At 60.4% G+C, this 11,192-nt stretch carries 12 protein-coding genes; all 12 read right to left on the minus strand.

Annotation, left to right across the window (positions count from 1 at the left end):
* Positions 1-654 (minus strand): complex I subunit 1 family protein (locus V3W31_04915; protein ID MEE9614281.1); only part of this gene is annotated, 654 nt, incomplete at its 3' end.
* Positions 655-675: 21 nt separating this feature from the next.
* Entirely contained in the window at positions 676-1,146 is a 471-nt protein-coding gene (locus V3W31_04920) for a cyclic nucleotide-binding domain-containing protein (protein MEE9614282.1), read from the minus strand.
* A 39-nt stretch (positions 1,147-1,185) separates the two neighbouring features.
* A complete protein-coding gene (gene nuoG, locus V3W31_04925; protein MEE9614283.1) occupies positions 1,186-3,645 on the minus strand; it encodes an NADH-quinone oxidoreductase subunit NuoG in 2,460 nt (819 codons plus the stop codon).
* 28 nt (positions 3,646-3,673) lie between these two features.
* Positions 3,674-4,933 (minus strand): NADH-quinone oxidoreductase subunit NuoF, encoded by a 1,260-nt coding sequence (gene nuoF / locus V3W31_04930; GenBank protein MEE9614284.1) that lies wholly within the window; start codon positions 4,931-4,933, stop codon positions 3,674-3,676.
* Positions 4,934-4,951: 18 nt separating this feature from the next.
* Positions 4,952-5,419, minus strand: a complete 468-nt coding sequence (gene nuoE / locus V3W31_04935) for an NADH-quinone oxidoreductase subunit NuoE (protein MEE9614285.1) — start codon at positions 5,417-5,419, stop codon at positions 4,952-4,954.
* A gap of 80 nt (positions 5,420-5,499) precedes the next feature.
* Entirely contained in the window at positions 5,500-6,711 is a 1,212-nt protein-coding gene (nuoD, locus tag V3W31_04940) for an NADH dehydrogenase (quinone) subunit D (GenBank protein MEE9614286.1), read from the minus strand.
* Positions 6,712-6,725: 14 nt separating this feature from the next.
* A complete protein-coding gene (locus V3W31_04945; GenBank protein MEE9614287.1) occupies positions 6,726-7,226 on the minus strand; it encodes an NADH-quinone oxidoreductase subunit C in 501 nt (166 codons plus the stop codon).
* A gap of 7 nt (positions 7,227-7,233) precedes the next feature.
* Positions 7,234-7,797, minus strand: coding sequence for an NADH-quinone oxidoreductase subunit NuoB (gene nuoB, locus V3W31_04950; protein ID MEE9614288.1), 564 nt, complete (start codon positions 7,795-7,797; stop codon positions 7,234-7,236).
* Positions 7,798-7,846: 49 nt separating this feature from the next.
* Positions 7,847-8,209: an NADH-quinone oxidoreductase subunit A gene (locus tag V3W31_04955; GenBank protein MEE9614289.1), complete on the minus strand. Its 363-nt coding sequence runs from the start codon at positions 8,207-8,209 to the stop codon at positions 7,847-7,849.
* Between the two features lie 202 nt (positions 8,210-8,411).
* Positions 8,412-9,368, minus strand: coding sequence for an amidohydrolase family protein (locus V3W31_04960; GenBank protein ID MEE9614290.1), 957 nt, complete (start codon positions 9,366-9,368; stop codon positions 8,412-8,414).
* A complete protein-coding gene (locus V3W31_04965) occupies positions 9,369-10,649 on the minus strand; it encodes a hypothetical protein (GenBank protein ID MEE9614291.1) in 1,281 nt (426 codons plus the stop codon).
* 27 nt (positions 10,650-10,676) lie between these two features.
* Positions 10,677-11,192, minus strand: a 516-nt coding sequence (locus tag V3W31_04970; GenBank protein MEE9614292.1) for a nitrilase-related carbon-nitrogen hydrolase, incomplete at its 5' end; no start/stop codon positions are given.

Genomic DNA, 11,192 nt, shown 5'->3' on the forward strand with positions numbered 1-11,192 from the left:
GGCGAGCCCGGCGATGAAGAATATGATGAACCACACCGGCCCCACCGGCACCCCCATGGGCAGGTAAAAGACGTTCCAGTTAAGGAGCCCCCCGGACTGGGCCCTTACTATCTCGACCAGGCTAAGCGAGTTCGTCATCATCACCACCCCTACGCAGGCGAAGGTGAGCGCGACCTCGTAGCTTATCATCTGAGCGGCGCTCCTGAGCCCCCCCAGCACGGAGTACTTGCTGTTCGAGGCCCAGCCGCCGAAGATTATGCCGTAGACCGTGAGTCCTGATATGGCCAGTATATAGAGGACCCCGACGTTCATGTCGGCGATGTAGAGCGTGACCTCTTTACCTGTGAAGGGTACGGTCCAGCTCTCCCCGAACGGTACGGCCACGAAAACCGCCATTGCCGGAACGAGGGCGATCAGCGGGGCGAGCTTGAAGAGCACCCTGTCCGCCTTATACGGGACGATGTCCTCCTTCAAGAGCATCTTCACCGCGTCGGCAAAGGGCTGGAGCAACCCGTGCGGGCCCACCCGGTAGGGGCCGAGCCGGGCCTGTATGTGCCCTGCGACCTTCCTCTCGACCCAGGTAAGCGGAAGGGGCAGGGAGAAGAGGACCATGGTCACGACCACGACCTTAACCCCTATAAGGACGACCTCCATTATGGTTGCTGTGTCCGGCAACTAACGCTTCCTCCCCCACATGTAGTTGACCATCTCCATGTAGCGCGTATTCATCCCACGCACTATCGAGTGTATGGTGAAGACGATGTTCTTCATAAGCTTATAGATAATCCTCGGGTGCCCGTCGACGAGCCCTTCGAACTTACCCCTGTCCATCACGTAGGCCTCGATGTCGGATATGGCCACGATCGTGGCCGACCGGGGCCTGCCGTCGAGGAAGCTCATCTCGCCGAATATCTCCCCGTCCTTCATGACCGTAAGGGTAAGGAGCTCTCCGTCCGGGGCCATCTTGCAGGCCTTTACCTCACCCCTCCTTATTATATAGAGTGACTGGCCGCCTTCGCTCTCTTTGAAGATGGTATCGCCGACTTTAAACTCCTCTTCCTCGATTATCTCCGCTACCGTCGCGCGCTCCTCGTCGGAAAGGTCCGCGAAAAAGGGTATGTGCCTCAGTGTATTAGGATCAACCATTGCCTGTCACCTCCTTCATTGCAAAAATATCGGCCGCGCTCAGCCCTCGACCCGCGTTATCGTTACGTCCGGAAGGGTTTCGCCCCTCTTGAAGAACCCGTTAGCCGGCGCCGCCTCGAAGTTCTCCGCTATGAAGGCCACGCCTTCGAAAGAGCCCTCTTTCGTCCTGAGCGTGAGCTCCGCCTCGAAGGAGCCGCCCTTTACTTTTACCCTGTCTCCCCCGTTAAGGCCGAGCCTCTCGGCGTCCTTCTCGCTTATCTCGACCACGGGCTCCTCCATGAGCCCCTTAAGTATCCCGGCCCTCATCGAAAGCCTCCCGGAATGGAAGAGGTGGTTCCCTGTCATGAGCGCCAGACCCTTCGGCTTGCCGCCGGTAGCCCCGGCCTTAAAGTCGCCGGGGCCCTTAAGCCCAGCACCGGCCTTCACAAACGCGTTGCCGTTATCTCCGCCTGAGGGCTCCACGCCTGAGTAGGCCGCCACCCCCGCGCTTATCTCCTCGAATACGGCGGACGCGGAAGTGGAAATGGAAGAGGAAAAAACCTTCCCCGACGGGTCCAGTGCCGAGCCGACCATTGCCATTATCTCAAGGTCTCTCTTCGCCTTTCCGGGCGGCGGAAGGAGCGCGGATACGGGCTGTACCCTGCCCTCCTGGTTGGTAAAGGTGCCGTCTTTCTCGGCATAGGACGCACCGGGCAGGACGACGTCCGCCATCTTCGCTGTCTCGGTAAGGAAGATATCCTGCACCACGAGGAATTTTAGTTTCCCTATGGCCTCTTTCGCAAACCCGGCGTCCGGATAGCTGCCGACCACGTCCTCGCCGGCTATGTACATGTTTTCGAGCTCTCCCTTTGCCGCGGCCTCGAGCATGGCGTCGCAGCCGAGCCCGCCTTTATCCACGGCCCCGTAGCCCGGGCCGAAGCCGGGGTGCACGCCCATGTCCCACGCCCCCCTCTGGTTGGCCCTGTCGAGGAGCGGCATTACGCGCACCTCTTTCCCCGCCTTTTTGAGCGTGTCGATAAGGAGCGTAAGCTCGCCTATCCCTTCGCGATACCTCAGGAGGTCGGTCCCCACCATTATGGCCACCGACTCCGAGACCTTCATCACCCCGGCCGCGGCCTTGATGTCGGCTGTACTCACCCCTGAGACTTCTTTACCTGACGCCTTCCCCGCCCCGGAGATCACGGCGGCAAGTGCCTTCATGAGCGGCCCGGCTCCGGCGGGCGCGTGCCTCAAGGTAAGGCGGGCCGAGCTGTCGAGCTTCATGGCCCGGGGAGAGGCGATTATGACGCTGGTCCTCTTCATGCCGGACCTGTACCTTATTATATAGTCGGTTACCGGGTTTTCTTCGGAGAGCTGGCCGCCTATGACAAACACCGTGCCCGAGTCGGCCGCGTCGTAGACGGAGGTGCCCTCGGAGGTAATGCCCGTTGCCGAGGCGAAGGCGGCGGCAACGGCGGGGTCCCACCTGGAGCCGGAATCGATGTTGCCGGTGCCGACGACCGTGCGCATGAGTTTCTGGAAGGTGTAGAGCTCCTCGTTCGTGAGCCTCGCCGAGGCTATACCGCCGGTCTTCCCGCCGTCCTTGGAGTTGCCGAGCCGTTCGGTTATGGCGGAGACGGCCTCGTCCCAGGAGACCTCCTCATGCACCCCGTTTTTCTTCAAGAGCGGGGTGGTAAGCCTCTCCGCGCTGTTTACTATCTCGTACCCGAAGCGCCCCCTGGCGCAGAGCATCTTCCCGTTAAAGCCGTCGTCGGGCCTTGCTATGGAGCGGAGCACCACCCCGTCCCTCTCCTCGATCGTCGTCCTGCAGCCCGTGGCGCAGTAAGGGCAGACCGTCTTGGCACCCTTCAGGTCCCAGGGCCGCGCCTTGTACCTGTAGGGACGCCTCATGAAGCAACCCACCGGGCAGACCTCTATGCACATGCCGTCGTGGTCGCAGTCGAGGAAGGTCCTGAGGAAGCTCGTCTCCTCCTGGTGGGCGCCCCTGCCTATGGCGTCGAGCACGCCCTTGCCGACGACCTCGTGGCATACCCTGACGCACCTCATGCACTGCACGCAGCGGTTCGAGTTCTTCATGATGACGGGGCTCAGGGCATAGTCCTTGTCGTGGTAGCGGACCTTGCTCTCCGAGTGTCTGCCCTTCTTGGGGCCGTGCTTGTAGACCATGTCCTGCAGCTCGCACTCGCCGCCCTTATCGCAGACCGGGCAGTCCATGGCGTGGTTCGAAAGGAGGAACTCGAACATCGACGCCCTCGCCGAGGTGACCGTCTCCGAATCGGTCTTTACGCTCATCTCCGCCATGACGGGCGTCACGCAGGACGGCTGGAGCTTCCTCTGCCCCTCTATCTCCACCAGGCACATCCTGCAGGAGCCGAGCCCCGAGAGGTTGGCCTGGTAGCAGAAGGTGGGTATCTCGACGCCCACCTCTTTGGCCGCGTCGAGGATGAGCGTGCCGTCCTCGACCGTTACCTCTTTATCGTTTATCTTGAGAGTTACCATAATTATAACACCAGATTAGGAGACCGGATTACGACACCTGGCACTTCTTGTGCTTCTCGTGGTAGTCGAACTCTTCCTTGAAGTTGCTCATGGCCCCCCTCAAGGCCATTACCGCGCCGTCGCCGAGCGGACAGAAGGTCCTGCCGAATATGTTCGTACAGAGACTTTCGAGGAGCTCGACGTCTCCGGGCCTGCCGTCTCCTTCTTCGAGGCGCTTCAGCACGTTCGTCGTCCAGTGCATACCCTCCCTGCACGGCGTGCACTTGCCGCAGGACTCGTGGCTGAAGAAGCGGCTTATTATGTACGAGACCTTGACCATGCACGTGGTCTCGTCCATGACTATGACCGCTCCCGAGCCGAGCATGCTCTTCTTCGCCGCCAGAGAGTCGAAGTCCATCGGGGTATCGAGGTCCTTCTCGGTAAGCATCGGGGCGCTCACCCCTCCGGGGATGACGGCCTTGAGCTTCCTGTCGTCCTTTATGCCCCCGGCGTGTTCGTAGACTATCTCCCTCAAGGGGGTGCCCATGGGCAGTTCGTAGAGGCCGGGCTTCTTCACGTGTCCGCTGACGCCGAATATCTTGGGCCCCGGGCTCTTCTCCGGCCCCATGGACTTGAACCACTCCACCCCCCGCTCAATAATGGCGGGGACGCAGGCCAGGGTCTCGACGTTGTTTATGACGGTCGGCTTGGCGTAGAGTCCCGCGAGCGCCGGGAAGGGCGGCTTTTTCCGGGGCTGGCCCCGAAAACCCTCTATGGACTCGATCAGCGCGGTCTCCTCGCCGCATATGTAGGCCCCGAAGCCGCGGTGGACGTATATGTCGAGCGAAAAACCGCTCCCGAGTATGTCTTTGCCGAGGAAACCTTTTTCGTAGGCCTCGGTTATGGCCTCATCGAGCCTTTTGGCGCCGAAGGCGAACTCGCCCCGGATGTATATGTAGGCGTCGGCCGCGCCGATGGCATGGCTCGTTATTATCATGCCCTCCAGAAGGAGGTGCGGGTCCTTGTCTATTATCGCCCTGTCCTTGAAGGTGCCCGGCTCGCCCTCGTCGGCGTTGCAGCAGAGGTACTTCCGGAGCGTGGGGTCCTTGGGGATAAAGCTCCACTTGAGCCCGGCCGGGAAACCGGCGCCGCCCCTGCCCCGGAGGCCCGAGTCCTTCACCGTCTGCACGATGTTCTCGGGCTTCATCTTAAGCGCCTTCTTGAGAGACTTATAGCCGCCGCCCTTTATATAGGTATCGATCAGGTGGGAGTCGGGCTTGTCTATGTTACATAGGAGTATCTTATCCATTGTTTTTCGCCGGGGGCTCTACTTGCAGCCCTTCAGGATCTTCTCTATCTTCTCCTCGGTGAGGTTCTCGTGGTAGTCGTCGTTTACCTGCATCATGGGGGCGGTGCCGCACGAGCCCAGGCACTCGACCGTAGAGAGGGTAAACTTTTTATCCCCCGTCGTCTCCCCGGTTTTTATATCCAACAGTTTTTCCATGTGGCTTATCAGGTGTTCGGCCCCCAGGAGAGAGCACGAGATATTCCTGCATATCTGTACGTGGTTCCTGCCAACGGGTTTCTCCACGTTGTACATGCTATAGAAGCCGCCCATTGCCTGCACCCTGACCGGTTCCATCCCGAGTATCCCGGCGATCTCGCGCATCTCCTCGCCCGTCAGGTGGCCGCGCTCTTCCTGGGCCACCCGGAGGGCGTCCATCACGGCCGAGCGGGGCGTGGGGTACTTCTTAAGCGACCCCTCTATTTCCTTTTTGACCTTCTCCGAAAGCATTTTTCCTCTTTTTTCCCTTTTTTCCCTTTATATTCTTTCCGTCCTTACCGCATCACGCATCACGTACACGCATCACGGCACTACTTATCGCACTCGCCGAAGACCGGGTCCAGGCTGGAGATAATGGCCACCACGTCGGCGAGGTATGTGCCCTTGGTCATGTGGTGCACGCTCTGGAGGTTAACGAAGGTCGGCACCCTTATCTTGACCCTGGCGGGCTTTTCCGAGCCGTCGCTTACTATGTAGAAGCCGAGCTCCCCCTTGGGCGCCTCGATGGCCGAGTAGACCTCTCCCGGCGGCGTCTTGAAGCTGCTGGAGACGTACTTGAAGTGATGGATCAGGGCCTCCATATTATCGTATATCGTCTCCTTCGGCGGAGGCACTATCTCGGGGTTATCGACGTTGAAAGGGCCCTCCGGCATATCCCTGAGGCACTGCTCTATTATGCGGACCGACTGGCGCATCTCCTCTATCCTCACCTGGTAGCGGTCGAAGCAGTCGCCGTCGGTACCGAGCGGCACCTTGAAGTCGAGCCGGTCGTATACGAGGTAGGGCTCGTCTCTCCGCATGTCCCAGTCCACGCCGCTGCCGCGGAGGTTGGGGCCCCCGAAGCCGAAGCTTACGGCGTCCTCGGCCGACATCACACCCACGCCCCTGTTCCTCTTGATCCAGATCCTGTTGCCCGTAAGGAGCCTCTCGTACTCGTCTATCTTCTTCGGCAGCAGTTTTACGAACGTGGAGCACTTCTCCTTGAACTCCGGCGTGGCGTCCCACCTCACACCCCCGACCCTCATGTAGCTGTAGGTCATGCGCGCGCCGCAGATTATCTCGAAGAGGTCGAGTATCATCTCCCTCTCCCTGAAGGCGTAGAGGAGCACGGTCATGGCCCCGAGGTCCACGCCCCAGGCCCCGACGCAGACGAGGTGCCCGGCGAGCCTCGACAGCTCGGCCGTGATGACCCTTATGTACTTGCCCCTGTCCGGGATCTCTATGTCGAGGAGTTTTTCCACCGCCTGTACGTAGGCGAGGTTGTTGCTCATGCCGCACATGTAGTCGAGCCTGTCGGTGTAGGGGATGAACTGCGGGTAGAAGAGGTTTTCCGCTATCTTCTCGGTACCCCTGTGGAGGTAGCCGATATCGGGCTCGGCCCTTACGACCCGCTCTCCCTGCATATCGACGATCAGGTGCAGGACGCCGTGGGCCGAGGGGTGCTGCGGCCCGAGCGAGAGGGTCATCTCGCGCGTGGTTATGACCTCTTCTTCGTTATCGATCGTTTTTACGTTATCGCTCACAAAAACGCCTCCGGCTAATCCTTATCTTCCCCGTACGGGTTATAGCGGTCCTTGTAGCCCTTAAGCGGGTAGTCCTTCCTCAAGGGGAAACCTTCCCAGTCCTCGGACAGGTAGATGCGGCGAAGGTTCTCGTGGCCGTCGAAGACGATGCCGAACATGTCGTAGGCCTCCCTCTCGGCGCAGGCGGCCGAGCGCCAGAGGCCCGTAAGCGACGGGGCGGCCTCGCCCTCCTCGACCCGGAGTTTCAGCCTTATCCTCTGCTTCGTCTCGAACGAGCAGAGGTGGTAGACGACCTCGAACCTCGGCTTTTCCGGATGGCGGTCTACGCCGACGATGTCGGCGAGGAAGTTCATCTTTATATCCGCCTCGCTCCTTAAGAAGGCGCATATGTCGAGGAGCGCCTCCTTCTTTATGAGGTGGGTCACCTCTCCCCTGAAGGTAGCGGTCTCAAGGATCCCGGAGCCGAATACCTTCCGTATCTTCTTTACGAGTATGGAGTCTTCCGCGACGCTCATAAGGGTATCAGGGCTCGAGGCCTCTCTCTTTCAGGAGGAAGGGTTTTTCCTTCCTTATCTTCTCCTGGAGCTGGAGGAAGCCGTACATGAGGGCCTCGGGCCTCGGCGGGCAGCCGGGGATAAAGACGTCCACGGGTATGACGAGCTCGGTGCCCTGCACCACGGCGTACGTGTTGTAGGGCCCCCCGGCCGAGGCGCACCCGCCCTGGGCTATCACCCAGCGGGGCTCGGGCATCTGGTCGTAGAGCCTCTTTACGGCCGGCGCTATCTTCTTGGTCATGGTCCCGGCCACAACCATCACGTCGCTCTGGCGCGGGGAGGGACGGAAGATTATGCCCATCCTGTCGAGGTCGTAGCGGGAGCAGGCGGTGGAGATCATCTCTATGGCGCAGCAGGCCAGCCCGAAGGTCATGGGCCAGAGGCTCGAAGCCCTGCCCCAGTTGGCCACGTACTCGACGGCGGGGTTCTTCTTGACGGTGTTGACCACCGGGTTATTCCTTACGACCTCGAATATGCTCTCGAGGGTGGTGAACTGGGCCACGCCCTCAAGCTTATTCCTGTCTGTAATCATAAAGACCTCGCATAGTTGCTGGGGTTAGTGGCGTTGGCGGGGTTGGCACTCATATCCAGTCGAGGGCCCCCTTGGCCCAGGCGTATACGAGCCCGACGGCGAGCACTATTATGAAGATGAACATCTCCACGAATATAAGGGTTGATATGGTTGTGTCGGTGAGCATGACCGCCCATGGAAAGAGGAAAAGCGTCTCGACGTCGAAGACGACGAACAGGATGGCTATTATGAAGAAGTGGACCCTGAAGTGCCCCTTGTCGGCCTCGCCCACGGGCTCCATGCCGCACTCCCAGGGGGATAACTTCTCCGGGTAGGGGTTTTTGGGCCTGAAGATGGAGCTCATAACGAGCGCCCCCACGGCCATGACCGTGGCCAGCCCCACCATTATAACTACGGCCAAATAAGCGAGCATCGGTGCCCTCCGTTCCGGCTGAGATCCACTTCCCCCACGCTTCCCCCCCGCTTCCCCCCCTCCCCCCCTCCACTACGGTGTGCTTAAGGGTGGCAAGGAGAGTAGAAACGTAAAACAACCGGGCGGTTTTGTCAAGGGGAAAATGTATACTGTATACAAAAGCCCGGGGGGTGCGGCGGGGGGGACGACCCCGGTGGACGCCTCACCCTTCAGGCCGCCCGAAGGGGCCGTCGGACAGCTCAAGGCCGAGAGCGCTGAAGAGGGCGAAAAGCCTGTCGAAGAGGTTCTTCTCCCCCCTTATGGTAAGGAGTGTGCCCGGCGGCATGCTGAAGATAAAGGGGAAGGTAAACGCCGGGACCGGGTAGTCCGAGCCGAAGAGAAGTTTCCCCTTTGCTTCCGGCATATCGCGCAGTCCGAGGAGCATCCCGGCCCGGGTCGGGAGTGTCGTGGCCGAGAGGTCGAGGAAGAAGTTCGGGTGGCCGCGGAGGAGCCCTCTAACGGTGTCCGTGTACTTTTCATATACGAGGATGCCGGTGCTCCCGCCGTGGGCTGCTACGACCGTAACGCCCTCTTCGAGCGCGGGCAGGAGGCGCGCCGGGTCCCCGAAGGACTGGTCCACCACGGGCAGGGCGAACTCGTAGCCAGAATGCGAGAGGAGCGGCAGACCCAAATCGGCCATCTTCTTCCAAAAGGGTTTCAGGCTCTTGTCCGAGGGGTCGAAGCCCTGGGTGTTGGGGAGAACCTTTACGAGTACGGCGCCGCGTTCCGCGCACCTTTCGAGATCATCTATTGCGTCTTTCCTAAGGGGGTTTACCGACGCGCCGGGGAGGAGTTCCGGATAGGGCTTTATCGAGTCGAAGACCGTGTCGCTAGAGACCATGAAGCGAGTCCGCTCCCGATCGAGTTCTCCCTTGGCGTCGTAGACCCCGTCCATCGGGAGCACCACGCCTTTCTCTATACTTTCGGAATTGCGTATATCGCGGGCGAGATTTTTCAGGTATGTCCCGTTCGGGTCCGGGTCGGTGGAGCTTATGCCGAGCCTTCTCTTAAGGTAGGCGCTAAAGAGGTTTTCCAGCGGCGTGGGCCTTAGTATCTCCGGCCCGCCAGGACCCTCGAACGGCGGGGCGTGGATGTGGATGTCGGTAAGTGGTGTGGTCATTTATGGATTAGGAACTGGAAAGAGCTGTTCATTTTTAGTACCGTCGCGTGAGACCCTCCAGAGCTCCGAGCCGCCCTTATTCACCAAAAGCTCCTCGTCGCTCAGCCAGAGCGCCGTGCCGCCGTCGCCTATCCTCACGTTGGTCCCGTTCCCCACGTCGTATACCCAACTCTCTCTTCCGCACTCCTTCGTATAGGCTATATGGCCCCTGCCGGGCGACCACCTGAGGTCGCCGCACCCCTTGCTCTCCACGACCATCTTTTCGGTGCCGTCCTCCAGATTTTTAATCCAGATGGTGTCCCTGTCTTTACTTTCTTCCTCGCCTTCGTCTTCGCCGTCATCTTCCGTAAGCTCTTCTTCCACGATACCGCCTTCGCCGCCCCCTTCATCACCATAGGTTCTCCTCAAGAATACGAGTAACGGCGGGGCGTAGTCGAAGGCCACTATATCGGTCCCACCATCGTCTTCCCCGCTGTCTCCCCCATTTTCTCTATTGATCAGCACCCGGCTCTTGCCGGAGGCGAGGCTCAAGGCGTGTATGGCGCCCCCGTCGAGTATCGCCACCTCGTCGCCCGCAGGCGACAGCCGCCAGGCAAGGTCGCCGGAGTCGCCCAACGCCTGCCATATCTCGACCTCGCCGCCCGTCTCCACGTCGAACACGTACAGCCCGGAACTGTACTCCTCGTAGTCATACTCGCCGTCCTCATACTCGCCGCCGTCGTCGCCGTCGTCGCCGCCCTCTTCCTCATCGGACTCGGAATAGTCGAAGCTCTCAAAGACTATCTTCCCTTCTCCCGGCACGGCGGTATAGTTAAATCCCCGGAAGTACCGACTCTCCTCCGCAGCAACCTTTAAGACGGTCCTGCTCATCGTCTTCGTATCGAAGCTCACCAGTTCATCCGGGGAGGGGGGGGAGGGGGAGAAGGGGGAGAAGGACCGGAACACCACCGTATCGTCGTCGATCCAGAGCGGGTCCCCCATATAATCGCCCTCCGCCAGGCGTACGACGCTCCCGCCAACCAGGTCCAACATAAGCACGGCCCCCTCGGCCTCCTCGAACTGCTCCTTCTTTGAAAATACGAAGACGAACCTCCTCCTGTCCGGGCTGAGACCTGCGGGCGAGGTCTGGACGGACTCGTAGGACATGAAGGCCGACTCCAACTTGAAGGGGAGGTTCGCAATATCGCCGTCCACAAACCTGTAGGCATAGTAGGCCGCGGCCGCGACCGCAGCCCAGAAAAGGAACGAAAGAACGAATATGACCTTAAGGCCCCTGTCCATACGGCTGCCTTTCGGTATTGCGGCGCGTCAGTACAGATCCTCCCGCCTGTCCTTGAAAATATCGTTCTTCGGGGTCATCCGTTTATTGCGCGCCTTCCGGGGGTTTATCTCGACGAGGCTCATTGCCTCCCTGGTCTCCGAAGCGCGGTATAAGATCTTCCCGTCCGGCGCCACGACCTGACTCTGGCCCCGGAAGCGGAGCTTTGCCCCTCTGCGCCTCTGCTCGCACCCCACCCGGTTGGCGGTTATGGCGAAGACTCGGTTCTCCAGACACCTCGTAATCATGGCCGCGGGGCAGTGGGGGAGCACCAGGTTCGAGGGGTGGCAGATTATGTCCGCGCCGTCGAGCGCGAGCCTCCTCGCGGCCTCGGGGAAGAGCCAGTCGAAGCAGATCATAAGCCCGACCCTCGCCTTGCCGATATCGTATACCGCCAGCGGCGTATCGCCCGGCGTGAACCACATGGCCTCGTTCCAGAAAAGATGACCCTTCCTGTACAGCCCTATAAACCCGCCCGGGCCGACGAGCACGCAGGAGTTGTATAC

This window comes from Thermodesulfobacteriota bacterium, from assembly GCA_036482575.1.
Classification (GTDB): Bacteria; Desulfobacterota; GWC2-55-46; order GWC2-55-46; family JAUVFY01; genus JAZGJJ01.

What these genes read in the sequence shown, in the direction of transcription:
- V3W31_04920 (MEE9614282.1), bottom strand. Translation starts at nt 1,146, where the DNA reads ATGGTTGATCCTAATACACTGAGGCACATACCCTTTTTCGCGGACCTT.
- nuoG (MEE9614283.1), bottom strand. Translation starts at nt 3,645, where the DNA reads ATGGTAACTCTCAAGATAAACGATAAAGAGGTAACGGTCGAGGACGGC.
- nuoF (MEE9614284.1), bottom strand. Translation starts at nt 4,933, where the DNA reads ATGGATAAGATACTCCTATGTAACATAGACAAGCCCGACTCCCACCTG.
- nuoE (MEE9614285.1), bottom strand. Translation starts at nt 5,419, where the DNA reads ATGCTTTCGGAGAAGGTCAAAAAGGAAATAGAGGGGTCGCTTAAGAAG.
- V3W31_04945 (MEE9614287.1), bottom strand. Translation starts at nt 7,226, where the DNA reads ATGAGCGTCGCGGAAGACTCCATACTCGTAAAGAAGATACGGAAGGTA.
- nuoB (MEE9614288.1), bottom strand. Translation starts at nt 7,797, where the DNA reads ATGATTACAGACAGGAATAAGCTTGAGGGCGTGGCCCAGTTCACCACC.
- V3W31_04955 (MEE9614289.1), bottom strand. Translation starts at nt 8,209, where the DNA reads ATGCTCGCTTATTTGGCCGTAGTTATAATGGTGGGGCTGGCCACGGTC.
- V3W31_04960 (MEE9614290.1), bottom strand. Translation starts at nt 9,368, where the DNA reads ATGACCACACCACTTACCGACATCCACATCCACGCCCCGCCGTTCGAG.
- V3W31_04965 (MEE9614291.1), bottom strand. Translation starts at nt 10,649, where the DNA reads ATGGACAGGGGCCTTAAGGTCATATTCGTTCTTTCGTTCCTTTTCTGG.